We start from the raw sequence: 22,872 nt of genomic DNA, 5'->3' as shown, positions 1-22,872 counted from the left end.
CGCTTCGGTGCTCACGAATGTCAAATTCGCTCCGCGCCGATGCTCGTCCTTCCTAGGGCTGCAAAGGTTTTCTATCACGCTGAAAAGAAGACAAAGGGTTAAAATAAAGTTCATTTTAACCCTTCGTCAACAATCTGGGACGCTTTGAAAAAAGCGTCTGTTCCTTTATTTGTTCATCTTATGAAGAAGATGCCCATAGATTGAAAGAAACGAAGAGAAAGAGGGGATTGGCATGAACCATCTGCCAGTGGCACTTCAAACAGGAGATACAGTGGGAATCATTGCACCAGCAAGCCCGCCTGATGAGCTGAAATTAGCAAGAGGTATTTCTTTTTTAGAAAGCTTAGGGCTAAAGGTGAAAAAGGGGAAGTATATCGACTCCCGGTATGGTTATTTAGCAGGTCATGATCATGAACGAGTGGAAGATATTCATCACATGTTTCAAGATCCAGACGTGAAGGCAGTGATTTGTGCTTGCGGAGGTTACGGAACAGGAAGAATTGCAGAAGCCATTGATTATGACCTCATTCGCCGGAACCCAAAAATCTTTTGGGGATACAGTGATATTACGTTTTTACATACAGCGATTCAGCAGCAGACGGGTCTTGTGACCTTTCATGGTCCAATGCTCTCCTCTGATGTGGGACTTGAGGAGGTTCATCCGTATACAAAAGATACCTTTTTACAGCTATTCACTCCGAAAGCCTTTTCGTATACGAACCACCTGTCACCTCTTCACACTTTTTATCATGGCACGGCTTCAGGCGAAATCACCGGAGGAAATCTTGCCCTTATCGTCACGACACTTGGTACACCTTTTGAAATTGATACAAAGGGGAAGCTTTTATTGATAGAAGATATTGACGAAGAACCATATAAAATCGATCGAATGATGCAGCACTTAGCATCTGCAGGAAAATTACATGATGCGGCGGGATTTATCATTGGTGATTTTCATCAATGTGAGCCGAAAAAGAAAGAGCAGTCGTTAACGCTCGATCAGCTATGGGAGACGTATATTGTCCCGCAACAGAAACCTGCACTTGGCGGCTTTCGGATCGGTCATTCATCTCCAAACTTCGCCATTCCAATCGGCGTGCAGGCTACATTAGATGCTACAGGGAAAAAACTGCATATTTCCCCAGGTGTTGCAGCGAAAGAGGCGATCAAATGAAAATCGTAGATGTTCGCACAAGCAGAACGAGTGTACCGCTAAAGAAGCCTTTCAAAACAGCATTAAGAACGGTGTATGATGCCGCATCTCTTATTGTGATCATCACCTATGATCAAGGTGATGTCAGCTACGGAGAGGCAGTGCCGACATCGGTCATTACAGGTGAAACACTGGAAAGCATCGACTATGCTATTTGCGCTGTGATGAGGCCGATCTTGATTGGGGCCTCATTGTCACAATATGAACAAATCTTTTCAGCGATCGACCGTGTACTTGTAGGAAACACGAGTGCAAAGGCTGCAATAGATATGGCGATTTACGATGGTTTAGCGAAGCAGGCTGGCCTGCCGCTTTATCAATATCTTGGTGGTTATCGTGATCAGCTGGAAACGGATTACACGGTTAGTGTCAACCGTCCGCTAGAAATGGCAGAGGATGCGAAGCAATATGCAGCTGAAGGCTTTCGTACCTTAAAGATCAAAGTGGGAAAAGATGATATAGATACGGATATTCAGCGGATCAAACGGATTCGAGAAAAAGTCGGGCCGGATATTCAAATCAGGCTTGACGCCAACCAAGGCTGGACATGGAAGGAAGCGGTTGTGGCCATTCGAAAAATGGAGGCATTCGATATTGAACTAGTCGAGCAGCCAGTGCCTAAAGAAGACATCGAGGGTCTGCGCCGGGTGACGGAAGCAACAGACACATTGATTATGGCAGATGAAAGTATTTTTAGCCTCCATGATGCCATCAAGGTGTTAGAAACGAGAAGCTGTGATCTCATCAACTTAAAATTAATGAAAACAGGCGGTATCAAAAAAGCGCTGAAAATCAATAGTTTAGCAGAAGCATACGGCGTCAAGTGCATGGTTGGCAGTATGATCGAATCAAAACTAGGGATTACCGCAGCCGCTCATCTTGCTGCAAGCCAGCCGAATATTACCCGTTATGATTTTGATGCGCCGCTTATGCTCAAAGAGGACTTAATAGACGGAGGAATTATCTATCAAGGAAAAGATATTCTCTTTCCGCCGCATCATGGGTTAGGCATTCAAAGAGTGAAAGGGGTCTTATGATGTTATATGAATCAAAGGTTCCAGTCGCAAATATATGGACAGCACCGCAGTCGCCGAGAGAAATGGATCGACACGTTCTTCAAAGCTCCGTCCAGATCAAAGAATGGATTGATCAGCAAACATATGAACAGAAATTGGCCTTATGTGAAGAAAACCTTATTCAAACCCAAGTACTGCTCGGCGAACGAGTCATTGGGCTGGAGGAGACAAATGGCTGGATGAAAGTTGTCATCCCTCAGCAGGCGAGCCGGAAACACCCGCAAGGCTACCCAGGTTATATCCCTGTAGAGCAATTAAATGAAGTATCAGAGAGTGAACCACCTGCTAGTCCCTTGATTGTTTGTCAGAAAAAAGCGGTTTTATATCAAAACGGAACACCGGATATGGAGGTTAGTTTTTTAACAGAACTAGTACCTGTTGAAGAAATGAGCGATTCCTTTGATGTTCTAACTCCAGTAGGAAGAAGAGAAATCAAAAAAGAAGATGTGCGCCGCGCTTCATCACCTTCTTCTATGAGCGGTAAGGATGCCTTAGCCATAGGAAAACAATTTATTGGACTGTCATATTTGTGGGGCGGCATGAGTAGCTATGGCTACGACTGTTCGGGTTTTGTTTACAGCATGTACAAAGCGTGTGGATGTGTATTACCGAGAGACGCAAGTGACCAAGCAGTTCAAGGAACTCCAGTCGCATCAAACCATTTGGCGCCAGGTGATCTCATGTTTTTTGCCAATGACAATGGGAAGGGAGCAGTTCGCCATGTAGGGATGTATGCTGGAGATGGCATGATGCTTCACTCGCCTAAAACGGGCAGACAGATTGAACTTCTTTCTCTTTCTGGTACTTCATATGAACAGGAATGGGCAGGAACAAGGCGGTATTTGAAAGCTGAGAGGGGGAGATGTGATGGGAAGTGAACCACTTCTGCAAGTCAACAACTTAAAAAAGCATTTTCATCTATCGAAAGGAAGAACGTTAAAAGCATTAGATGGTGTCACCTTTCAGCTGAAACAAGGCGAAACCTTTGGTCTTGTTGGTGAGTCAGGCTGCGGTAAATCTACACTTGGAAAAGTGCTCATGCGGCTTTATGACCCGACAGAAGGTGAAGCTTTGTATGAAGGGAAAAGTCTCCATCACTTATCGAACCGAGAATCATTTGATTTCAATAGGCAAATTCAAATGGTGTTTCAAGATCCGTATTCTTCTTTAAATCCTAGGCTCTCTGTAAAAGATATTATGCTAGAACCGATGGAGATCCACCAATTGTATGGCAGTCAAAAAAAAAGGCTCGAGCGTGTGAAGGAACTGCTTGAAGCGGTGGGGCTAAGTCATGATTTTGCTACACGCTATCCTCACGAATTCAGCGGAGGTCAGAGGCAAAGAATAGGGATTGCTAGAGCACTAGCCTTATCGCCAAAGTTTATTGTGGCAGATGAGCCGATTTCTGCACTAGATGTATCCGTTCAAGCTCAGGTCGTGAATTTGCTGAAAAAACTGCAAAAAGAAGAAGGATTGACGTTTTTATTTATTGCCCATGATTTATCGATGGTCAAATATATTAGCGATCGAATCGGTGTCATGTACTTAGGGCATCTCGTGGAGATGACCAGCAGTGATGCTTTATATAAAACACCGCTTCATCCATATACACAAGCATTGCTGTCTGCTATCCCGATTCCAGATCCTGATGTGGAAGATAAACGCAAGCGGTTTATTTTAAAGGGAGAAATTCCAAGTCCAGTGAATCCGCCAAGCGGCTGCGTATTTCGGACAAGATGTCCTGCTGCAATGGATGTATGTGCGGACAAGAAACCAGTATTACAAGCAGTCGAAGATGGGCATGAAGTGGCCTGTCATTTATATGATAGGAAATAGATAAAGGGAAGTAGACAAGCGTTTAAAAAGCCAGCGAGTAAATACAAGCTGGCTTTTTGGCTTTTATGAACGCCTAATAGGTAATGTACAGCATCTAAAAGAGCCGCCTGATTTAATGATTTCTGAAAAATCTACTTCAATGACGGTGTAGCCGCGTGCTGTTAATGCAGCATTTGTTTCTTGATTGATTGGTAAGCTGATGACTTTTTTCTGACCAATGGACAACACATTTGGTCCAAGTGTGAACTGCTCTTGCTCACTTATTTCAATGAGATCATACTGCTTTTTGAGCATATGAAGATCCTTTTCCGTAAAAGCTTCAGGGTAAATCAAGATCTCATGATGAGAAAGAATATTCATCACACAATCAAGATGCAAAATGTGAGAAGGAAGATGAATAGGAATGATGTCGTGATTCGGCAGTTCTTTTTTGAGCTGCTGGATGGCGGCTAGATTTGTTCTTTTGCTGATCCCCACAAATACCCGTGTTTGGTCTACAAGCACATCGCCGCCTTCAATCGTTCCATCATCCAGCGTGATGGTTGTCCATCCTTTTGTCTGTGCCCATTCTTTTAAGGAATGTTCTTCTCCTTGTCTGACAGGGGCTGCCATGTTTGAAACAAATAAAGTCTGTCCAATTGTAAATCCAATATCCCGAGTGAAGACTTGTTCAGGGAAACGTTCATTTGCAGGAAGAAGGACAGGCCGGACATGATGGTTTTTCAGCGTTTGGATGAATTGCTTATGCTGCGTGAGGGCTTTGATTTGAGAAATATTTTCTCTTGCAAAATGCTTTTGGGTTTCATTGATGATCTGTTTAATTTCCATATAAATTGGACTGCATAAGAGGACTTCTTGTAAATCATCATATTCACTCATACATTGCGGCGTTTTATACACTTTCTCTGATTTCATAGAATCCATCAAAGGGCCTCCTTGTTTATCGATAGTTATATTATTCCTCCTTCTAGTAAATGTTGAAACATTTCCGAAAGAAAATCTCTCATGAGAGACTAAAGCAAAAAGTTTAGACAAACCTAATAGAATAGTGTTTAATAAAAGTCGTTCCGCATCAACGAAAACAGCAAGAAGGAGCTATGACGATGAGTGAAGAAAATTTCAAATACTGCAAGGAATCAAAAGTTGTGAAAACCAGCAGGGTATTCCCCCTCGATACGAATAACCACCAAACGTTATTTGGCGGGAAATTAATGAGTTATATAGATGACATTGCTTCCATCTCGGCAGCAAGACACAGCCGTAGTGAAACAGTCACCGCATCAATGGATTCAGTTGATTTTTTAGAGCCGATTGGACAGAAAGAGTCCGTCTGCTTAGAATCTTATGTGACATGGGTCGGCACATCTTCTATGGAAGTATTCGTCAAAGTCATTAAAGAAAACTTGATGTCTGGAGAACGCAGACTCGCAGCAACTTCATTTCTTACCTTTGTCTCGCTGGATGAAAACGGGAAGCCAAAACGAGTTCCACAAGTCATGCCGGAAACAGATGAAGAAATCATGCTTCATCAAACAGCGAAGCAGCGGGCAGAGGAAAGAAAAAGCCGCCGAAAGCATAGTAAAGCTTTGGCTGACGCACTTGGGACGGATAAGCCTTGGGCGTAAAAATCACCCTTTATGCGGTGATTTTTTTCTAGGTCAGTATCTTGCATAGCAAGATAGTGTGTGGTAAGATCAAACTATCTTGTCATGCAAGGTACTGAAAGCGGAGGATTGATGATGACGCAATCAACACAAATGCTAAAAGGAATTTTAGAGGGATGCCTACTGTCCATTATTTCTGAAGGTGAAATTTATGGATATGAAATGACAAAGAAGCTTGCGCACTATGGATTTGATCAGATTAGTGAAGGAAGTATTTATCCGATCTTGCTGCGTATGCAAAAAGAACAGCTGGTCAGTACGTCCACAAAAGCATCGGCGAGCGGGCCGAAAAGGAAATACTATACGCTCACACAAAGAGGCGAAGAAGCGCTGACAGATTTTACCATGCGATGGAATGAGCTGTCAGGGAATGTAGAGCGATTATTACATAAAGGGAAGTGAGAAGATGGTAACAAAAGAAACGAGACACATCTTATTAGAGCTGCAACTCTATCTCATATCAAAAGGGAAAAATCAGGACGAGATCGACGAAGTGATGGATGAATTAACGACACACGCTGTCGAAGCTGAGAAAGATGGGAAAACAGGGGAAGATGTATTTGGCGGAGATCCACGGGGCTTTGCTGATGAGCTAGCGAAAGAGCTCTCTAGAAATCATAAAGACTGGGTTCCGTTTGTCAGTGCTTTTTTAATTGGATCTCTTTTTTACATGATGTTAGCAGATGCCATCAGTCAAAGTTTATCGTATTCTTGGTATGCACTCATTGGTTATCCGCTCATCATAGTGGCCAATGTGATCATGACCATTGTGATGTTTAGAGCTTCTGCCTTTCAAACAAGCAGGAGGGCATTCTTTTACTTTTGGATATTAGGTGTTTTTCAGATGACAGCCTTGATCACAGTGAAATTATTGGACCAAAAACTTGGTACTCCTTTACTTGTGCTGACCTCGAGCCAAAGATGGGGCGTCATTCTTCTGTTGCTGCTGTGTATTGTCTTATTGAATGCTATATTAAAGGCGAATATGATGTCGCTCATTCCGTTGATCTTCTTTGGACCGCAACTCCTATTCGAATGGCTTGGATGGACATCGCCTCTCATGCTTCTTTTCACAAGTCTGGTATCCATTGTGATTTTAGTCTTGCTCACAATCGCTTTTTTACGGAAAACAAACAAAAAAAATGAACATTTAATGTAAATAGAGCACATCACTTGCGATGTGCTTCAGCGTGTAGACAAACCCTCGCATTCTTTGTCAGTCCTGCGTGCTGGTGCTCACGAATGTCAAATTCGCTCCGCGCCAGTACTCGTCCTTCCTAGGGCTGCAAAGGTTTTCTATCAAGCTGAAAAGAAGACAAAGGGCTAAAATAAAGTTCATTTTAGCCCTTTGTCAACAATCTGGAGCACATCACTTGCGATGTGCTTTTCTTTTTCTAAAAAAATGTAGATATGGGATCACATTTTTCTTTACAATAAGAAGAGGACAAAAATGAAAAGGGGTTCTGTGATTGGATATTGTATGGGGGTATGTACTCGTTTTTATATTGGCTGCTTTACCTTTCTTTGAAGTGGTTGGTGTCGTTCCGCTAGGGATTTTAAGTGGTCTGCATCCTGTGACAACGGCAGTTATTGGATTCGTCGGCAACTTTCTTACCGTCTTGCTACTCATCGTCTTCGTGGACCGATTTAAAGCGTGGTGGCTGAAGAGGAAAGAGGAGAAACATGATGAAAAAGGAGAGAAAAAACAGCTGAAAGCCAGAAAGGTTTGGGAACGGTACGGTCTCCCTGGTCTGGCACTTATTGGTCCTTTTATTATTGGCAGTCATTTAGCGGCTTTTATGTGTATGAGCTTCGGTACGAAAAGAAAACAAGTCACTGTGTGGATGACGGTCAGTTTAATCATGTGGACCGCATTAGCTGCTAGTTTAACGGGTGCGGGGTTCCATTACTTTGCCCCAGATTCAAATGGGTTGTTCGGAGATATTTTTAGCAAGTAAGCAGGGGGGGATAAAAAATGGCACATCAAACACGGATCGTGCTTGAAACAGAGCGCCTCAGACTGAGAACAATGGATGAAGACGATGCGCCTTTTTTATATGAAAAGCTGTTCCAAGATGAAGAGGTCATGAAGTATTATCCTTCACTAAAGGATGAAAAGCAGACAAAAGAGTGGATTGCTTGGAATCAAAAGAATGACCGCACGTACCATACATCCCTGTGGATCATTGAAGAAAAAGAAACGAAAGAACCACTTGGACAAAGCGGAATTGTTCTCCAAAACGTCGAAGGACAAACAGAGCTTGAAATTGGCTATATGCTAAAGAGATCGGCATGGGGAAAAGGATATGCTGTTGAGGCTGCAAAAGGCTGTCTTGCGTATGGTTTTGACGAAATGAAGGTGAGGCGAATGGTCAGCTTAATTCGCCCTGACAATGAAGCGTCAGTCAAGGTCGCAATGAAAATGGGGATGAAAAAAGAAAAAACCATTTCAAAATGGGATCAAATGATTGATGTTTACAGTGTTACTCGTGACGGAAAAAGCGGCTCGCTTGAATCATAAGGAGAGCCGCTTTTTCTTTTATAGACGCTGTTCTAACTGAAGTAAATATTTCTTTCGTTCGATTCCCCCGCCATATCCGCCAAGTTCACCGCTTGTTTGAATGACTCGGTGACAAGGAATGATGATGGCCAACTGATTGGCACCATTTGCATTTCCAACTGCCCGAACCAAATGGGGATCGCCAAGCATGATGGCAAGATCTCGATACGATCTCGTTTCGCCTGGCGGAATCTGTAATAGAAGATCCCATACCCTTTTCTGAAAAGGGGTGCCATGTATAGCAAGTGGCACAGTAAACTGCGTGAGTTTCTTTTCAAAATATAAGGCCAATTCCTTTGCTAATTGCTGATGGACGTTTGTTTCTCCAACTAAAATACGGGCATGATGTTTTTTTCTGATGTTCTCAATTTCTCTTTCTAATCCTCGCCTGTCCATAAATTCAAGCAAATACACATGGGTTGCATCTGAAATGCTCATCATCCGCCCAATCGGAGTAGAAATAAAATTCGCATGCAAAATATTGACTTGCGCCTTTTTGGGTGGATTCCCCATGATTTTCGTAAAGGCATCATTGAAGGCACTGGAAGACTCGTAACCGAAGGTGACTTGCTGATCAATGACTTTTTTTCCGTTCAGAATCTCTTTAAACGCTAGCCCCATTCGGCGTGATCTAGCATATTGAACAAAGGTCATTCCATAGATTTCTTTGAATTTTCTCCGAGCTGTTGCAGAGTGAATCCCTAATTGGCGAAAATCTTCTTCTTTCCACCGTTTCTCAGGACTCTCTTCAACTGCTGATACAAGTGTTTTGACTTCTTCTGGAATGCTGTTAGGATATGTTAAAGGCGTGCATCGCTTACACGGCCGATACCCTGCAAGCAGCGCCTCCTCTGCTGTAAAGAAAAACTCGCAGTTCTCATATTTTGGTTTTCTAGCAGTGCACGTGGCATGGCAGAAGATGCCGGTTGTTTTAATACCAGCAAAAAACGTGCCATCATATTGCGGATTCTTATCAATAAGTGCTTGATAAAATTCGTGTTTTTGTTCGTCGGTCATCATCATTTGATCCACCTCTTGTTTTATTATATCAGTGATGTGGTCGTTCCTCTTTCTAACATTTAGTATACTTCGCTTTCATCCACTTTCTTTCGAAAAATGAACAAGTATATTTGAAGGGAAAAAGCAAAGTGGTAGACCGGCATATCAGGGTGTGATACACTTTTTCATACAGAATCGGCTGTATGCTAGATCTGATTATCATGAATTGGTTTTCTAGGGTTCCGTGCGGGCAGCGCAGTCTGGACCGAGAGAAAACACATAGGGTCTAGACAATAGACCGTATGGACACGGAGGGATAAAAGCCCGGGAGATTTGATCAAACGATCGATTTCCGGGCTTTTTTTATTGCTTGGAATCGGTAAGAAAGGAAGAGATCGAATGAAATGGGGAAATGTTTTGATTGCAGCCGTATTTGAAGTCGGCTGGGTGATGGGGTTGAAATATGCTGGCTCTATATTGGAATGGAGTGCAACCATCGTTTGTATTGTTGTCAGCTTTTATTTACTCCTGAAAGCCACGACGGTACTTCCAGTTGGCACACTTTACGCCGTTTTCACCGGACTTGGAACAGCCGGTACGGTCATAGTAGGGATGGTCATGGGTGAGCCGGTACAGCTAGTAAAATTACTTTTGATCATGGTGCTTTTAAGCGGTGTATTAGGACTCAAATTGACCACAGGTGAAAAGAAAGGGGAGGCTGAATCGTGAGCTGGCTTTTACTCATTGGGGCAGGCATCTTAGAAATGCTTTGTGTCACCATGATGAATCAATTCCAGAAAGATCGCCATGTTAAATGGATTTTCTTCATAGCAGCTGGATTTTCGCTATCCTTTTTGATGCTGTCTCTTGCGATGAATACAATTCCGATGGGAACGGCGTATGCGATTTGGACAGGAATCGGAGCAGCTGGAGGAGCGATTGTTGGGATGATGTTTTATGGTGAGTCGAAAGACGCAAAACGTATTTTCTTTATCGCACTCATTTTATCAGCAGCGGTCGGGTTGAAAATCATTGAATAAGAAAAGGCTGGCAAACATGTGCCAGCCTTTTTGCTACATCGAATGATGATTGGGATCGTTTTCATTTTTGCGGTAAAGCTGACTCACAAGCAGAAAACATACACCAAATGTAAGTAAAGGAATGAGTCTTTCTCCGGTCATAAATAGATAAATGCCCGTGATTAGACATACGATGCCGAGCCAAAAGCTCACTTTACCAAACAAAGTCATGCTTTTCATCTCCATCACTCCTTTTGTGATAAAAGGTCTATTCATATTATATCACGCCAGGTGCAGAATTGAATGAATATTCAATAAAAAATACGACGCTTAATTGCTTTTTCTCTTTCCAGTCCAGTATAATATTTCATTAGAATGAAAAATGTAAATGAGGTCATAAGACATGAGAACATTGATTACAGAGAAACTTGAATTACACAGACAAAAGCATGAGCAAAAAGGAAGGCTTTTAGTCAGCTGCCCGGATCAGCCTGGTATTGTGTCAGCTGTTTCTACTTTTTTATTTGAACATGGAGCAAACATCATTGAATCTAGTCAATACACAACAGATCATGAGAGCGGCCGGTTCTTTTTAAGAATTGAATTTGATTGGAAAGACATTTCTGCCAACTTAGATCAATTGAAAAGCAGTTTTGAGCCAATTGCGCAATCATTTCACATGACATGGAGCATGTCGCGTGCAAGTGATCTGAAAAAGCTAGCGATCTTTGTGTCCAAAGAGCTTCATTGTTTACATGAACTTTTATGGGAATGGCAAAGCGGTAATTTAATGGCTGAAATAGCGGTTGTCATCAGCAATCATGAAACGGCAAAAGATACAGTCGAAGCACTCGGCATTCCATTCCACTTCGTGAAAGCAAATAAAGACATTCGCCAAGATGCAGAAAAACAGCAGCTTGCATTATTAGAAGAATATGATATTGATGCGGTTGTGCTTGCTAGATACATGCAAATTTTGACGCCAGCCTTTATTGAACAGCATCCGAACAAAATCATCAATATTCATCATTCCTTCCTGCCAGCGTTTATCGGTGCAAACCCATACAAGCGGGCATACGAGCGGGGAGTCAAATTAATTGGTGCGACTTCTCATTACGTGACAAATGATTTAGACGAAGGGCCAATCATTGAACAGGATATTGAGCGGGTAGATCATAGAGATGATGCAGAGGCATTAAAAAATATTGGCCGCACGATTGAGCGCAGCGTGCTTGCCCGAGCTGTCAAATGGCATCTAGAAGATCGAATCATTGTCCATGAGAATAAAACGATTGTGTTTAATTGACCGCTTGACTTTTCTGAAGCAATTGGTGATAATATAAAAAAATTAACGAGCGTTGAGAAGGAATAGTAAGCAGGACCTGCTGTGTAAAGAGAGCAAATGACATGCTGAAACATTTGCCGCAGACAGCTGCTGAACCTACCCTTTGAGCCTTAGAGGAAAAATCTAAGCGCATGCCTGGCGTTACAGGAGTTGAGTGGAATAAGCAGACGTATGCTTATTCAATGAAGGTGGTACCACGGAAAATCCCTTTTTCGTCCTTTACATAAGGAGAAAAAGGGATTTTTTATGTGGTGAAAGGTATAGCGGAGGGAATCAATGATGAAAAAGCAAAGGATCGTCATAAAAATTGGTAGCAGTTCATTAACAGAGCAAAAGGGAGCCATTGATGAACACAAAATGCAGGATCATGTCAAAGCCATCGCAAAGCTAAAAGAGGCAGGTCATGAAATCATTCTCATTTCGTCAGGTGCCGTTGCGGCGGGATTTGGCAGTTTAGGATATCCGTCAAGACCTGTGACCTTAAAAGGAAAGCAGGCTGCTGCTGCCGTTGGTCAAGGCTTGTTAATGCAGAAATACACAGAACTATTTTCACAGTTTCAGATGACGCCTGCACAAATGCTTTTAACACGTAATGACTTTTCAGATCGTACAAGATATCGAAATGCTTACGCAACGATGATGGAACTGCTCGAAAGAAAAATTTTACCGATCATTAATGAAAATGATTCTGTGTCCATCGAGGAGCTTACCTTTGGTGATAATGACATGTTATCAGCACTGGTCAGTGGCTTAATTCATGCAGACCAATTGATCATTTTAACAGATATCAACGGAATTTATGATGCCAATCCAAGTGAGAATCCTGATGCGAAGCGGTTTGATGTGCTGACTCACATTTCAGATGAATTGTTCTCATATGCGAAGAGTACGGGTTCAAAGGTTGGAACAGGCGGGATGAAATCTAAGCTTTCAGCTGCACAAACAGCTCTCTCCCTTGGCGTTAAAGTCTTCATTGGCACAGGTGCAGGAGAAGACAAGCTTCTTCACATTCTCGCTGGTCAAGGAAACGGCACATATATTGGTGAACAAGACTTATCATCAGTCAATAACCGTCGCCAATGGATTCAATTCCACTCACCAGTCTCTGGGAAGATCATGATTGATGCGGGGGCAGAGACGGCGATTTTGCATAATGGAAGAAGTCTTCTTCCAGCTGGTGTCATTGATGTAGCTGGTGAATTTTCTAAAGGAGAGGTCGTCGAAGTCGTTGGTCCAAACGGATTAGTCGGTAAAGGACAAACATTGTATGATTCTGATGAGCTTCTTGGCATCAAAGGGATGCGAAGTCATGAGCTTTCTCATGAAAAACCTGAAGTCATTCACCGAGATCACTGGGTTCAGCACATACAAAACTGAGGAGGGAAAACGATGAATGAAGTTCTAGAAAAAGCAAAAAAGGCAAGTGCAGCCAAAGATCAGCTGCTATTAAAAACGACTGAACAAAAGAATGCTGCATTAGACGCTATTGCAAAAGCATTAAAAGCATCTTCAGCTTATTTAATTGCCGAGAACCAAAAGGACGTTCAGGCGGCTATAGACAAAGAGTTCACGCCATCTGTGATCGACAGAATTACATTAACAGAAGAGAGAATTGAAGCGATTGCAGACGCTACGCATCAACTCATTCAGCTCAAAGACCCAATTGGTGAAACATTAGAAACCATTCAAAAAGAAAACGGGCTTTTCATTGAAAAAGTACGTGTGCCTCTTGGAACGGTTGGGATGATTTACGAAGCAAGACCAAACGTGACAGTCGATGCGGCCACTCTTTGCTTGAAAACTGGAAATGCTGTGATTCTTCGAGGAAGTTCATCGGCCATTCATAGTAATAAAGCGATTGTGAAAGTCATTCATGAAGCGCTGCAACCAACGGATATTCCAGTAGACAGTGTACAATTGATTGAAGATACAGGCCGTGAGACAGCTAAAACCCTGTTCACTTTAAATGACTATCTAGATGTCCTTATTCCACGCGGCGGGAAACATTTAATTGATCTTGTTGTGAGAGAGTCTACTGTTCCAGTACTGGAGACGGGTGCAGGGAATTGTCATATTTACATTGATGAAACAGCCCAAAAAGAAATGGCTGAACAAATTGTTCTGAATGCGAAAACACAAAGACCATCTGTTTGTAATGCCATTGAGAGCATTGTCATTCATGAAACATGGGCAAAAGAACATGGCGCTTCGCTCTTTGAAGCACTTCAGACACATGGTGTAGAGATACGGGGCGATGAAGCAGTATGTGCACTTGCACCGAGTGCCACATTAGCTAAGGCCACTGATTTTGAAACGGAATTTTTAGCGCCGATTGTCAGTATTAAAACCGTAAAGACCATGGAAGAGGCGATACAGCATATTCAAATGTATAGCTCTAAGCATTCTGAAGCGATCATTACGGAAAACGAGCAGCATGCGGCACTTTTCTTAACAGCCGTTGATGCTGCCGCTGTGTATCATAATGCATCCACCCGGTTTACAGATGGCTTTGAATTTGGCTACGGAGCGGAAATCGGCATTAGCACACAAAAGTTGCATGCTAGAGGACCAATGGGTCTGCCAGCCCTAACCTCTGAAAAATTTGTGATTCGTGGTCAAGGACAAATAAGAGAATAACCAATCCAAAAAGAGAGTCTTATCGCACAAGGCTCTCTTTTTCCTTTCATTTTTGTATTTCTCCGGTCAAGTATGATAAAATATGGTAATGTTTTATATTTTGAGAAGATTGGAGAAGGCAACGTATGGCGAAAATCATTCCCTCTTCGGATATTGGAGTGAAAATCAACAAGTGGTATGAATTAATCCGCAGATTTGATTCAGAACAAGCAGAACAGTTAAAGCAGGAAATTCGCACCTCTCTTGATTCAATGGAAGAAGATCAGAATTTGCTTCTCTATTTTTCTTTAATGGAATTCAGGCATGAGGTCATGCTCGATTATTTAAAGCCATTAAAGGAAGGAAAGCTTCGCGCCAACTTTTCCGAGCTTTCGAAAGAAATAGATGAGCATCAAACGCATGTCACAGGCATGCTTGAATATTACTATCATTTCTTCAGAGGCATGTATGAGTTCGGCAGGAGAGAGTACATTGCTGCCATATCGTCCTATCAAAAGGCAGAGCACAAGCTTTCTTTTGTATCCGACGATATTGAACGTGCAGAATTTCATTTTAAAATGTCAGAAATATATTATCACATGAAACAAACACACATTTCGATGCACCATGCCAAACTAGCGCTGGATGTCTATATTCAGCACGAACTATATGCGCTTCGTACCATTCAGTGTGAATTTATTGTAGCCGGTAATTATGATGATATGAGAAGGCATGAAAAGGCATTGCCACATCTCGAAAGAGCACTTGCAAGGTCAAGAGACTTTCAGAATGTGCGTTTTATTGCTTCTTCTTTGTTTAATATGGGCAACAGCTATTACAGAATGGGAGACTTGAACCGCGCACTCGACTTAATGAAAGAATCCATCTCATTATTTGATCAAAACCAATCTGATCATCTTCGTCGATCGATAGACCCTCTTTATACAGCCGCTCAGATCTTATACAAACAAGGTAAAAACAATGAAGCATTATATTACAGAGAAGAATGTATGAAACGAGCAGAAGCTCTGCAGGATGACATTCATATTCAGAAGACCATTTTTTTAGAAGCGTTGTACTTACGACAAGATGCAGAGCATATTAAACGAATTTTCCATTTTTTAGAATCTTCCTATGCATATCCAGATATAGAAGAGCTGGCTTTAGACACCGCAAAGTATTATAATGAAATGGAGGATTATGAAAAATCTTCCATGTTCTATGGGGAAGCGGAACATGCTCGTATCTATATTCAGAGAGGGGATTGTTTATATGAATTTTAAAAAATGGGCAGTCGTCTGTACAAGCATCACGATCTTGGCATTATGGATCACATCACCTAATGCCGACCCCGATAACAGAAACCATACGCTAGAAAAACCGAATCCGCAGCATATCACGATCTAAAAAGCCCTTTTTAAAGGGCTTTTTTTAATTGCCTTGATTGGTTCCATCATCGTGCGATGTACATTCATAAAAATAATAAATGGAGGAAAGATGAAAGTGAGTGTTTTTCATTGACTCTTGAATTTAAATTGTGTACAATTCAATTGTAGAAAACATTAATAGAGCGAAAGAGGGTTATATTCATGTCAGAAGTTTTATTTACTGCAACGGTATCAGCTGTAGGAGGAAGAGAAGGTAAGGTTGTTTCAACAGATGGTGTACTAGAGCATGATGTAGCAATGCCAGGAACGCCAAGAGCGAAAAAGCTTGAGAAAGCAACGAATCCAGAGCAATTATTCGCAGCGGGCTATTCTGCATGTTTTGATTCAGCCCTTCAAATGGTCGCAAGACAAGAGCGTATCCGTTTTGAAAGTGAAGTAACGGCACATGTAAGCTTAGTCAAAGACAGTTCAGACGGCGGTTTCAAATTAGGTGTCAAATTAGAAGTAAAAGGAACTGGCATTGAGCAATCTGCACTTGATGAACTTGTTCATAAAGCACACGGCGTTTGCCCATACTCAAAAGCAACGCAAGGAAACATTGAAGTAGAATTAGTAGCTGTCGCTCAATAATAAACATCAAAAAAAGGCTGAGGGAATATTCCCTCAGCCTTTTGATTGTGTTAATTTTTGCAAAAGCTCATGTAAAGAAGCGCGAAGTGTTTTCAGCTCTTCTTCTGATCTGCCTGTTCCAGACAGCATTTGAAATGGAATCGAAGTGGCCTTCTCTTGTAAAGCTTCTCCGTATTCTGTTAAACGAATTTGGACCGAACGCTCATCCTCTTTCGAACGTTCGCGGATGATGAGTCCATTTTGTTCCATTCGTTTTAGCATAGGTGTGAGTGTACCGGAGTCTAAATATAAAAGCTCTCCCATTGTTTTCACATTTAATGTCCCATGCTCCCATAACAAAAGCAGTGCCAAATATTGCGGGTATGTGATATTTAACTCTTCTAATAATGGTTTATACTGCTTCGTCATTTCTCTTGAACTTGCATATAACAAGAAACAAAGCTGATTTTCCAGCTTCATATGTTCAAATTCATTTGTCATATCTGTCACCAACTATTTTTTGTCATACTTATCATTGTATAAGATTTTCTTCCTTTTTAAAATAAATACAGACTAAAAATGAAAAATTCTTCAATGTGCCATAAATGTTTGAGCAACGAATAGAACGTGAAAGGTATAAGTAGAAGAAGGAGGAGATCAAGATGAAACCATTATTTACTGCAAAAGTAAAAGCACAGCACGGAAGAGCAGGACATGTTCGTTCAGATGATGGTGTGCTTGACCACAACATTGTGATGCCAAACGCAAAGAAAGATGGAGAAACTGGTACGAATCCTGAGCAATTATTTGCAGCGGGTTATGCGGCCTGCTTCGGAGGGGCGCTTGAACAAGTCGCCAAGAAGCAAGGTGTCGAAATTGAATCAGAAGTAGAAGGACATGTCAGTCTATTAAAAGATGAAAGTGATGGCGGTTTTAAACTTGGCGTGAAGCTGATTGTTTCCGCTAAAGGGCTTGACCATGACAAAGCGAAAGAGCTTGTTGAGGCTGCACATGAATTCTGTCCATATTCAAAAGCAACAAGAGGAAACATCGAAGTAGAGCTTGAAGTGGCGGAATAATGAAAAGAAAAAAGGGCTAAAATTTAGCCCTTTGTCAACAATCTACTGACACCTGCTGTGGAGCAGGTGTCTTTTTTTAATATTCTTTCTTTTTGTCGTATGTGTCCCATGCTTCAAATGGAGCAAGGGCTTTTTGAAGGGGCAGCTGGTAAAATGGAATGTTTCTTGATTCGTATTCTTTGTTGATTTCTTCATAAATAAAGGAGTCATCAAAACCAGAAGTCGCTGCATCCTTGTGTCCAGCGGCAAAATATACGGCCTTTGGTCTAGCCCAATAGATAGCACCAAGACACATTGGACAAGGCTCACAGCTTGTATACAAAATACAGTCTTCTAATTGGTATGTATGTAGTGTTTGGCACGCCTTTCGAATGGCTGTCACTTCTGCATGTGCGGTTGGATCATTACTCGTTGTGACATTGTTGCTTCCCTCTGCAATAATCTGACCGTCTTTGACAATGACCGCTCCAAAAGGGCCGCCTGTGCCACTATTTACTCCTTCTACTGCAAGATCAATTGCGCGTTGTAAAAAAGCTTCGTGATTCATTGTCTTCCTCCCTTTGTTCGACTGACTTCTCTAGTATAAACGAATCATGATAGAAAAGGAATCATTGTAGGAGGAGATCGAACAGGACAATTTACGCATAAAAACCCCTGCCAAATGTTCAGCAGGGGAAGAGTGAGTCCATTATGCGTGCTGCGCTAGCTTTTTACGAGCGACTTCAGCAGCTGTCACCATGTTTTTCAAAGCAGCAATGGTTTCAGGTTCTTGTCTTGTTTTCAGTCCACAGTCAGGGTTGACCCAGAAGCGATCTGTCGGACAGACGTTCAGTGCATCATCAATGATTTTACTCATTTCTTCAACAGCTGGAACGCGCGGGCTGTGGATGTCATATACCCCAAGTCCAAGGCCTTTCAAATACGGGTGTTTTTCTAAATAATCGAGGAACCCGCCATGACTGCGTGAATGTTCAATCGTAATCACGTCTGCATCAAGGTCTTCAATCGTATCAACAATATCCTCGAAATTGCTGTAGCACATATGTGTATGAATTTGCGTTTCATTTTGAACAGACGATGTCGATAGACGGAATGACTCTGCTGCCCAGTTTAAGTATGCTGCCCAATCACTCTCTTTTAAAGGAAGACCTTCTCTTAGCGCAGGTTCATCCACTTGAATCACTTGAATACCCGCTGCTTCTAACGCTTCTACCTCTTTGCGTAAAGCAAAAGCGATTTGGAAGGCAATGTCTTTACGAGAGATATCTGTTCTTGGGAAAGACCAGTTTAAGATCGTGACAGGCCCTGTCAGCATTCCTTTGACTTTTTTCTCTGTTAAGCTTTGAGCGTAAACCGTCTCTTTCACTGTCATTGGCTCTGTAAATTCTACATCTCCATAAATGATCGGCGGCTTCACGCAGCGTGATCCATAAGATTGAACCCAAGCGAATTTTGTAAAGGCAAATCCAGCGAGTTTTTCACCGAAGTATTCAACCATGTCTGTACGTTCAAATTCTCCATGAACGAGTACATCTAGGCCAATCTCTTCTTGAATATCAATCCATCTTTTTGTTTCTTTTTTAATAAATTCATCATACTCTGCATCTGTCCACTCATTTTTGCGCCATTTTTGACGAGCACTGCGCACCTCAGCTGACTGAGGGAAGCTTCCGATTGTTGTGGTTGGAAGAAGCGGCAGTTCAAGAGATTCATTTTGAATGCGTAGTCGTTCTTCAAAAGCAACTGGACGTTTAAAATCTTTTGATGAAAGACTGTTGCGCTCTGCTGTCAGGTCCGCATTCGTTCCTTTCGCGAATTCTTTTAACGTCAGAAGTGCTTCATTTGCTGCATGGATGTCTGCATCAATGGCAGCCGCTCCTTTTGATAAGCCTTCTTTTAATAGCGTTAATTCAGCCAGCTTTTCAGTGGCATAAGAAAGTCCGTTTAATAGTTTTTCTTCAAGCTGTTCGCTCGGATGTTTTGCAACTGGTACATGTAGCAGGCTGCTTGAAGGCTGTAGCCATACTTCTTTCGGCTGCACGTCAGCAATTACTTCAGAAATAAACGATAATCTTTCTCCTAGATCTGATCTCCAAATATTTCTGCCGTCGATGATACCGGCTGCTAAAATTTTATCTTTTGGGAAGCCGTGTTTTTTCACTTGTTCAAGGTTTCGTCCTTGATCATGGACAAAATCAAGACCGATGGCTTCAACAGGATACGTGACAAGCTCTTCATAGGCATCTACTGAGTCAAAGTATGTTTGAAGGAGAACGTTTAAGGCAGGTACAGCTTCTTTAATCGTTTGATAGATGGCTTTTACTGCTTTCACGTCTTCACTTGAAGCTGTGACTAAAGCAGGCTCATCAATTTGAACCCATTTTACACCGGCTTCTTCAAGTTCTTTTAACAACTGAGTATAAAGCGGCACTAGGCGCTGCTGAATCTCTTTCACTTCATTGGCTTCATAGCCTTTAGAAAGAGAAACAAATGTATAAAGACCAAGGACGACAGGTTTTGTTTCAACACCGAACGCTTTTTTCACCTTTTCGTATGCTTCAAGCGGTTTGTTATGTGTGAGTTTGAATTCTGTGCTTTTTTCGTATTCTGGAACGATGTAGTGATAGTTTGTATTAAACCATTTTGTCATTTCACTTGAGACAGCATCTTTTGTTCCTCTTGCTATCGCAAAGTATGTATCTAGCGGGTCTTTCAAGCTGCGGAAGCGCTCTGGAATCCAATTGAACATAACGGCAGTATCCAGCACGTGATCATAGAAGGTAAAGTCTCCAGAAGGAACAACGTCAATTTGTTGATCAATTTGAGTTTTAATAGCGGCTAAAAATTGTTCATCGAGTGTGCTTAAGAGGGTTTCTCTGTCAGTTTGACCTTTCCAATAAGACTCAAGTGCTTTTTTCCATTCTCTGTTTAAACCAATTCGCGGGAAACCTAGATTACTTGTTTTAACAATTGTCAATTCCAATTCCTCCTCTAAATATAAAAAGACACTCACACTCATGATCAAGATTGATGAGGGCAAATGTCTGGTTTAAAAAGACAAAATGTGTGTGCGAAAGAAGGCGTAAGTATCAATGACGAACGCTTTTCCGACATCTCCTATCAACCGTAGGGGGTTTGATGTGATAGAGCGGCTGGTATCCTGGCTCGCGAATCTGCAAGCTTTTCATCCTTCCCATCCTCATGACAGTGGATTATTAACGAAAAGCTCTCCTCACTTACAGTGGCGGGACCGCGCCGGATTTTCACCGGTCTTCCCAATTAAAATTCGACGTGTGATCGAATTACCGACTCTCAAACTATGAATTTATTGTGTTCGATTATATAACGTTCACTTCATTTCGTCAAAGTAAATTTTGAATAATTTTAATTAAAAAAATCCTGAGAAAATTCTATCTTTTCTCAGGACCTAAAATGTACCTATAGAGACAAAAGTTCTGCTTCCAATGTTTTCTCAAGAAGCACATCTGGTGCAGTTAAATATAAAAACCCGTTTCCTACAAGGGTTTTCGATTGTTTTAGCGGAAGGGTTCTTCGTACGAGCTGAGCATATACCTCAGGTTCTGTCAGCTTACGCTGGAACGCTTCTTCTTCGGCATTTTTAATAATGGCGAGTGCACCGCTCACATGAGGGGCAGCCATGGAAGTGCCTGTTAGTCTTCCGTATTTATGGTTAGGGAGAGTGGATAAAATGTCTTCACCTGGAGCGACGAGGTCGATTTCTTTATTCGCATTGGAGAATTCAGAGGATTCTCTTGCAAGAGAGACAGAGCCGACGGCAATGACCTCATTGTATGCAGCTGGGTAGGAGAACTCTTCAGTACGCTCGTCTCCGTCACCTTCATTTCCTGCTGCGCAGACAACAAGCACACCGCTGCTTACCGCATGTTGGATGGCCTTTTGCAGTTCTGGTTCATTGCTTGGCCCACCGAGAGACATGGAAATGATATCAACCTTCTGCTCAACCGCATAGTTAATGCCATTGATAATCCATTCGTATTTCCCGCTGCCATTTTTCCCTCCAAGAACTTTTACGATCAACAGCTTGGCTTCAGGCGCAACACCTAAAATGCCGCCATTTTGATCCGTTGCTGCAATCGTTCCTGATACATGGGTACCATGCCCGTTGTAGTCTTTTACATTCTCAGCATCTCCATTGTCATCATCGGTAAAGTTTTTTCCTCCGATAATCTGATCTTTTAAATCGGGATGCTCCGTGTCGCAACCTGTATCAAGGACAGCAATGGTTATGCCTTTTCCTTTGAAGCCACTTGACCAAAGTTCGGGTGCTTTAATCTCCTGAATACTTTCCGGCGTCTCTTTCGCTTCCATCACATTGGCTTTTACTTCATACGGAATTAAGCGAATTTCACCTTTCATAAGAAAGCCCTCCTTATTTTGTTTTCAAAGTAGATTCAGGTTGCGTAATGTTATTGTATAAAACAAATGTTTGATCGGAAAGGGTCAATTGTAATAATTTTTCAAATAATCAAATAATTATTCATTGTGCAGTTCTCCTCATATCTTGCCGAAAGAAGTCACCTTTTGAGGAAAACTCTTAGTATCATATGAAAAAGAAGGAAATGCTGCATAGTGAGCTTGCACCTGTATAGATGAAAATGGGTGAAAAGAACTAAAAAAGGCAGAGCGAAAAAGCAATCATATAAAAAGATAGATGATGACAGAAAAGAAAAAGGTACATGCCATGTGCGGATGATTGTTTTTCCATTATAATGATCGAAAGAATTTAGAATGTAAAAAGTATTTGACATTTTTTAAGTGGATGATATGATTGAAATGTAAAAAGTATTTGACATTTTGATTGGGAGGGGACTAACCGTTGGATGTTGTAAAAGTCGTGTATTCAGTCATCTTATTAGTGGTCGGATTGTTTATCTTTATCGCGCCTATGATTCAAAAGGGTGATGAAAGAAAGAGATTTATCTACTCAAAAGCTCAATCGTATGCATTTATGGTGGTCATCGGTATGCTTTTATTAGAAGTCGCAAAGTCTATATTTTTAACGACCCAGGGGAACAATTCTGATAAGGGGTTTGGGATTTCTCCCATCATGTTCCTAACTGTGATTTCGGTCATATATTTAGTTACATTACTCATATACAGAAAAAAATATGGTGATTAAATTGCAAAATCATATAAGAGAACTAAGGAAATCCATTAAATTATCCCAAGAAGAACTTGCTAAACGGTGTAAGGTCTCGAGACAAACCATCAATGCCATTGAAAACGATAAGTACGACCCTACTTTACAATTAGCCTTTGACATCGCCTCTGTTTTGAATACGACTGTAGATGAGCTTTTTGTCAGTCAACCTAAAAAGAAGTAAGGGACCAGCCTCAGAAAAGAGGCTTTTTTTGTTGATTTGTGTAATGTGAAAGGATCAGCTGAAAATAAAAATCAACCATATTACATAACAATTCCTCATTCA

The 22,872-nt window shown here is 41.6% G+C and carries 27 protein-coding genes, 2 riboswitches and 1 other annotated feature; of the genes, 20 read left to right on the top strand and 7 right to left on the bottom strand.

What is annotated here, in order from left to right; translation table 11 throughout:
• The first annotated feature begins 232 nt into the window (after nt 1–232).
• From ACTJKA_RS13075 to ACTJKA_RS13060, 4 genes are read left to right on the top strand one after another with little or no spacing between them, the layout of a single operon-like run.
• Nucleotides 233–1,174 carry a S66 peptidase family protein gene (locus tag ACTJKA_RS13075; protein WP_017367085.1) on the top strand — a complete coding sequence of 314 codons (942 nt, stop codon included), beginning with the start codon at nt 233–235 and terminating at the stop codon, nt 1,172–1,174.
• Entirely contained in the window at nt 1,171–2,250 is a 1,080-nt protein-coding gene (locus ACTJKA_RS13070) for a dipeptide epimerase (protein ID WP_268357735.1), read from the top strand. The genes ACTJKA_RS13075 and ACTJKA_RS13070 overlap by 4 nt, the downstream gene beginning before the upstream one ends.
• Nucleotides 2,250–3,167: a C40 family peptidase gene (locus ACTJKA_RS13065; protein ID WP_181891790.1), complete on the top strand. Its 918-nt coding sequence runs from the start codon at nt 2,250–2,252 to the stop codon at nt 3,165–3,167. Before ACTJKA_RS13070 ends, ACTJKA_RS13065 begins: the two co-directional genes overlap by 1 nt.
• Nucleotides 3,157–4,125 (top strand): ABC transporter ATP-binding protein, encoded by a 969-nt coding sequence (locus ACTJKA_RS13060; RefSeq protein ID WP_060780992.1) that lies wholly within the window; start codon nt 3,157–3,159, stop codon nt 4,123–4,125. Before ACTJKA_RS13065 ends, ACTJKA_RS13060 begins: the two co-directional genes overlap by 11 nt.
• Before the next feature lie 63 nt (nt 4,126–4,188).
• On the opposite strand, the gene ACTJKA_RS13055 is transcribed toward ACTJKA_RS13060, so the two are convergent.
• Entirely contained in the window at nt 4,189–5,049 is an 861-nt protein-coding gene (locus ACTJKA_RS13055; RefSeq protein WP_060780993.1) for a dimethylarginine dimethylaminohydrolase family protein, read from the bottom strand.
• A 179-nt stretch (nt 5,050–5,228) separates the two neighbouring features.
• Between ACTJKA_RS13055 and ACTJKA_RS13050 the strand changes: the two genes are divergently transcribed.
• The 5 genes from ACTJKA_RS13050 to ACTJKA_RS13030 all read left to right on the top strand — a co-directional run bounded on the left by ACTJKA_RS13050 (nt 5,229) and on the right by ACTJKA_RS13030 (nt 8,310).
• Complete coding sequence (locus ACTJKA_RS13050) at nt 5,229–5,750, top strand: acyl-CoA thioesterase (protein WP_048001636.1); 522 nt, start codon at nt 5,229–5,231, stop codon at nt 5,748–5,750.
• Nucleotides 5,751–5,864: 114 nt separating this feature from the next.
• Nucleotides 5,865–6,191, top strand: a complete 327-nt coding sequence (locus tag ACTJKA_RS13045) for a PadR family transcriptional regulator (protein WP_019743451.1) — start codon at nt 5,865–5,867, stop codon at nt 6,189–6,191.
• A 4-nt stretch (nt 6,192–6,195) separates the two neighbouring features.
• The gene (locus tag ACTJKA_RS13040) at nt 6,196–6,948 is read left to right on the top strand and encodes an HAAS domain-containing protein (RefSeq protein ID WP_341298308.1); all 753 of its coding nucleotides are present in this window, start codon (nt 6,196–6,198) and stop codon (nt 6,946–6,948) included.
• 310 nt (nt 6,949–7,258) lie between these two features.
• On the top strand, nt 7,259–7,747 hold the full coding sequence (locus ACTJKA_RS13035) for a small multi-drug export protein (RefSeq protein WP_007498817.1): 489 nt from the start codon (nt 7,259–7,261) through the stop codon (nt 7,745–7,747).
• A 17-nt stretch (nt 7,748–7,764) separates the two neighbouring features.
• Nucleotides 7,765–8,310: a GNAT family N-acetyltransferase gene (locus ACTJKA_RS13030; protein ID WP_046343353.1), complete on the top strand. Its 546-nt coding sequence runs from the start codon at nt 7,765–7,767 to the stop codon at nt 8,308–8,310.
• An 18-nt stretch (nt 8,311–8,328) separates the two neighbouring features.
• Here the strand turns inward: ACTJKA_RS13030 and ACTJKA_RS13025 are convergent, their stop codons facing one another.
• Nucleotides 8,329–9,372, bottom strand: a complete 1,044-nt coding sequence (locus ACTJKA_RS13025; protein ID WP_025207222.1) for a bifunctional transcriptional activator/DNA repair enzyme AdaA — start codon at nt 9,370–9,372, stop codon at nt 8,329–8,331.
• 199 nt (nt 9,373–9,571) lie between these two features.
• Nucleotides 9,572–9,681: riboswitch (guanidine-I (ykkC/yxkD leader) on the top strand.
• A gap of 66 nt (nt 9,682–9,747) precedes the next feature.
• On the opposite strand from ACTJKA_RS13025, the gene ACTJKA_RS13020 reads away from it, so the two are divergent.
• Both ACTJKA_RS13020 and ACTJKA_RS13015 read left to right on the top strand, forming a co-directional pair.
• Entirely contained in the window at nt 9,748–10,077 is a 330-nt protein-coding gene (locus ACTJKA_RS13020; RefSeq protein ID WP_024719620.1) for a DMT family transporter, read from the top strand.
• Nucleotides 10,074–10,388: a DMT family transporter gene (locus ACTJKA_RS13015; RefSeq protein WP_025207223.1), complete on the top strand. Its 315-nt coding sequence runs from the start codon at nt 10,074–10,076 to the stop codon at nt 10,386–10,388. The genes ACTJKA_RS13020 and ACTJKA_RS13015 overlap by 4 nt, the downstream gene beginning before the upstream one ends.
• 33 nt (nt 10,389–10,421) lie before the next feature.
• Here ACTJKA_RS13015 and ACTJKA_RS13010 read toward each other — a convergent pair whose 3' ends face one another.
• On the bottom strand, nt 10,422–10,607 hold the full coding sequence (locus ACTJKA_RS13010; protein WP_440607790.1) for a hypothetical protein: 186 nt from the start codon (nt 10,605–10,607) through the stop codon (nt 10,422–10,424).
• 163 nt (nt 10,608–10,770) lie between these two features.
• On the opposite strand from ACTJKA_RS13010, the gene purU reads away from it, so the two are divergent.
• From purU to ACTJKA_RS12980, 6 genes are all read left to right on the top strand, one after another.
• Nucleotides 10,771–11,673 carry a formyltetrahydrofolate deformylase gene (purU, locus tag ACTJKA_RS13005; RefSeq protein ID WP_007498809.1) on the top strand — a complete coding sequence of 301 codons (903 nt, stop codon included), beginning with the start codon at nt 10,771–10,773 and terminating at the stop codon, nt 11,671–11,673.
• 43 nt (nt 11,674–11,716) lie between these two features.
• Nucleotides 11,717–11,935 (top strand) — a binding site (T-box leader).
• Between the two features lie 56 nt (nt 11,936–11,991).
• Nucleotides 11,992–13,089: a glutamate 5-kinase gene (gene proB / locus ACTJKA_RS13000; RefSeq protein WP_420952177.1), complete on the top strand. Its 1,098-nt coding sequence runs from the start codon at nt 11,992–11,994 to the stop codon at nt 13,087–13,089.
• A 12-nt stretch (nt 13,090–13,101) separates the two neighbouring features.
• Complete coding sequence (locus ACTJKA_RS12995) at nt 13,102–14,349, top strand: glutamate-5-semialdehyde dehydrogenase (RefSeq protein WP_017359123.1); 1,248 nt, start codon at nt 13,102–13,104, stop codon at nt 14,347–14,349.
• Nucleotides 14,350–14,474: 125 nt separating this feature from the next.
• A complete protein-coding gene (locus ACTJKA_RS12990; RefSeq protein ID WP_008346192.1) occupies nt 14,475–15,611 on the top strand; it encodes a tetratricopeptide repeat protein in 1,137 nt (378 codons plus the stop codon).
• Nucleotides 15,601–15,735, top strand: coding sequence for a hypothetical protein (locus ACTJKA_RS12985; RefSeq protein ID WP_008346190.1), 135 nt, complete (start codon nt 15,601–15,603; stop codon nt 15,733–15,735). Before ACTJKA_RS12990 ends, ACTJKA_RS12985 begins: the two co-directional genes overlap by 11 nt.
• A gap of 182 nt (nt 15,736–15,917) precedes the next feature.
• Entirely contained in the window at nt 15,918–16,346 is a 429-nt protein-coding gene (locus ACTJKA_RS12980) for an organic hydroperoxide resistance protein (RefSeq protein WP_017367099.1), read from the top strand.
• Between the two features lie 33 nt (nt 16,347–16,379).
• Here ACTJKA_RS12980 and ACTJKA_RS12975 read toward each other — a convergent pair whose 3' ends face one another.
• Nucleotides 16,380–16,826, bottom strand: a complete 447-nt coding sequence (locus ACTJKA_RS12975) for a MarR family winged helix-turn-helix transcriptional regulator (RefSeq protein WP_008346188.1) — start codon at nt 16,824–16,826, stop codon at nt 16,380–16,382.
• Between the two features lie 161 nt (nt 16,827–16,987).
• Between ACTJKA_RS12975 and ACTJKA_RS12970 the strand changes: the two genes are divergently transcribed.
• Nucleotides 16,988–17,404: an organic hydroperoxide resistance protein gene (locus ACTJKA_RS12970; RefSeq protein WP_046343356.1), complete on the top strand. Its 417-nt coding sequence runs from the start codon at nt 16,988–16,990 to the stop codon at nt 17,402–17,404.
• 76 nt (nt 17,405–17,480) lie between these two features.
• Here ACTJKA_RS12970 and ACTJKA_RS12965 read toward each other — a convergent pair whose 3' ends face one another.
• From ACTJKA_RS12965 to ACTJKA_RS12955, 3 genes are all read right to left on the bottom strand, one after another.
• Nucleotides 17,481–17,951 carry a nucleoside deaminase gene (locus ACTJKA_RS12965; RefSeq protein ID WP_135226801.1) on the bottom strand — a complete coding sequence of 157 codons (471 nt, stop codon included), beginning with the start codon at nt 17,949–17,951 and terminating at the stop codon, nt 17,481–17,483.
• Nucleotides 17,952–18,092: 141 nt separating this feature from the next.
• Nucleotides 18,093–20,381, bottom strand: a complete 2,289-nt coding sequence (metE, locus tag ACTJKA_RS12960; RefSeq protein ID WP_046343358.1) for a 5-methyltetrahydropteroyltriglutamate--homocysteine S-methyltransferase — start codon at nt 20,379–20,381, stop codon at nt 18,093–18,095.
• 156 nt (nt 20,382–20,537) lie between these two features.
• A riboswitch (cobalamin riboswitch) is annotated at nt 20,538–20,730 on the bottom strand.
• Between the two features lie 112 nt (nt 20,731–20,842).
• On the bottom strand, nt 20,843–21,802 hold the full coding sequence (locus ACTJKA_RS12955; RefSeq protein WP_007498796.1) for a S8 family peptidase: 960 nt from the start codon (nt 21,800–21,802) through the stop codon (nt 20,843–20,845).
• Between the two features lie 460 nt (nt 21,803–22,262).
• Between ACTJKA_RS12955 and ACTJKA_RS12950 the strand changes: the two genes are divergently transcribed.
• Both ACTJKA_RS12950 and ACTJKA_RS12945 read left to right on the top strand, forming a co-directional pair.
• Nucleotides 22,263–22,565, top strand: coding sequence for a hypothetical protein (locus ACTJKA_RS12950; protein WP_008346180.1), 303 nt, complete (start codon nt 22,263–22,265; stop codon nt 22,563–22,565).
• Nucleotide 22,566: 1 nt separating this feature from the next.
• Complete coding sequence (locus tag ACTJKA_RS12945; protein WP_008346178.1) at nt 22,567–22,770, top strand: helix-turn-helix transcriptional regulator; 204 nt, start codon at nt 22,567–22,569, stop codon at nt 22,768–22,770.
• The last annotated feature ends 102 nt before the right edge of the window (nt 22,771–22,872 follow it).

It is taken from the genome of Bacillus sp. 22190 (genome assembly GCF_052045575.1).
Classification (GTDB): domain Bacteria; phylum Bacillota; class Bacilli; order Bacillales; family Bacillaceae; genus Bacillus; species Bacillus altitudinis.
Note: the sequence above shows the minus strand (reverse complement) of the source record. Positions and strands in the feature narration are given on the sequence as shown.

Excerpts from the sequence above, each read along its gene's own strand:
- purU (WP_007498809.1), top strand. The coding sequence starts at position 10,771 with ATGAGAACATTGATTACAGAGAAACTTGAATTACACAGACAAAAGCAT.
- ACTJKA_RS13040 (WP_341298308.1), top strand. The coding sequence starts at position 6,196 with ATGGTAACAAAAGAAACGAGACACATCTTATTAGAGCTGCAACTCTAT.
- ACTJKA_RS13055 (WP_060780993.1), bottom strand. The coding sequence starts at position 5,049 with ATGGATTCTATGAAATCAGAGAAAGTGTATAAAACGCCGCAATGTATG.
- ACTJKA_RS12980 (WP_017367099.1), top strand. The coding sequence starts at position 15,918 with ATGTCAGAAGTTTTATTTACTGCAACGGTATCAGCTGTAGGAGGAAGA.
- ACTJKA_RS13065 (WP_181891790.1), top strand. The coding sequence starts at position 2,250 with ATGTTATATGAATCAAAGGTTCCAGTCGCAAATATATGGACAGCACCG.
- ACTJKA_RS13030 (WP_046343353.1), top strand. The coding sequence starts at position 7,765 with ATGGCACATCAAACACGGATCGTGCTTGAAACAGAGCGCCTCAGACTG.
- ACTJKA_RS13070 (WP_268357735.1), top strand. The coding sequence starts at position 1,171 with ATGAAAATCGTAGATGTTCGCACAAGCAGAACGAGTGTACCGCTAAAG.
- ACTJKA_RS13010 (WP_440607790.1), bottom strand. The coding sequence starts at position 10,607 with ATGAAAAGCATGACTTTGTTTGGTAAAGTGAGCTTTTGGCTCGGCATC.
- ACTJKA_RS12965 (WP_135226801.1), bottom strand. The coding sequence starts at position 17,951 with ATGAATCACGAAGCTTTTTTACAACGCGCAATTGATCTTGCAGTAGAA.
- proB (WP_420952177.1), top strand. The coding sequence starts at position 11,992 with ATGAAAAAGCAAAGGATCGTCATAAAAATTGGTAGCAGTTCATTAACA.
- ACTJKA_RS12985 (WP_008346190.1), top strand. The coding sequence starts at position 15,601 with ATGAATTTTAAAAAATGGGCAGTCGTCTGTACAAGCATCACGATCTTG.
- ACTJKA_RS13060 (WP_060780992.1), top strand. The coding sequence starts at position 3,157 with ATGGGAAGTGAACCACTTCTGCAAGTCAACAACTTAAAAAAGCATTTT.
- ACTJKA_RS12990 (WP_008346192.1), top strand. The coding sequence starts at position 14,475 with ATGGCGAAAATCATTCCCTCTTCGGATATTGGAGTGAAAATCAACAAG.
- ACTJKA_RS12995 (WP_017359123.1), top strand. The coding sequence starts at position 13,102 with ATGAATGAAGTTCTAGAAAAAGCAAAAAAGGCAAGTGCAGCCAAAGAT.
- ACTJKA_RS13020 (WP_024719620.1), top strand. The coding sequence starts at position 9,748 with ATGAAATGGGGAAATGTTTTGATTGCAGCCGTATTTGAAGTCGGCTGG.
- ACTJKA_RS13050 (WP_048001636.1), top strand. The coding sequence starts at position 5,229 with ATGAGTGAAGAAAATTTCAAATACTGCAAGGAATCAAAAGTTGTGAAA.
- ACTJKA_RS12970 (WP_046343356.1), top strand. The coding sequence starts at position 16,988 with ATGAAACCATTATTTACTGCAAAAGTAAAAGCACAGCACGGAAGAGCA.
- ACTJKA_RS12975 (WP_008346188.1), bottom strand. The coding sequence starts at position 16,826 with ATGACAAATGAATTTGAACATATGAAGCTGGAAAATCAGCTTTGTTTC.
- ACTJKA_RS13045 (WP_019743451.1), top strand. The coding sequence starts at position 5,865 with ATGACGCAATCAACACAAATGCTAAAAGGAATTTTAGAGGGATGCCTA.
- ACTJKA_RS13075 (WP_017367085.1), top strand. The coding sequence starts at position 233 with ATGAACCATCTGCCAGTGGCACTTCAAACAGGAGATACAGTGGGAATC.
- ACTJKA_RS12955 (WP_007498796.1), bottom strand. The coding sequence starts at position 21,802 with ATGAAAGGTGAAATTCGCTTAATTCCGTATGAAGTAAAAGCCAATGTG.
- ACTJKA_RS13025 (WP_025207222.1), bottom strand. The coding sequence starts at position 9,372 with ATGATGATGACCGACGAACAAAAACACGAATTTTATCAAGCACTTATT.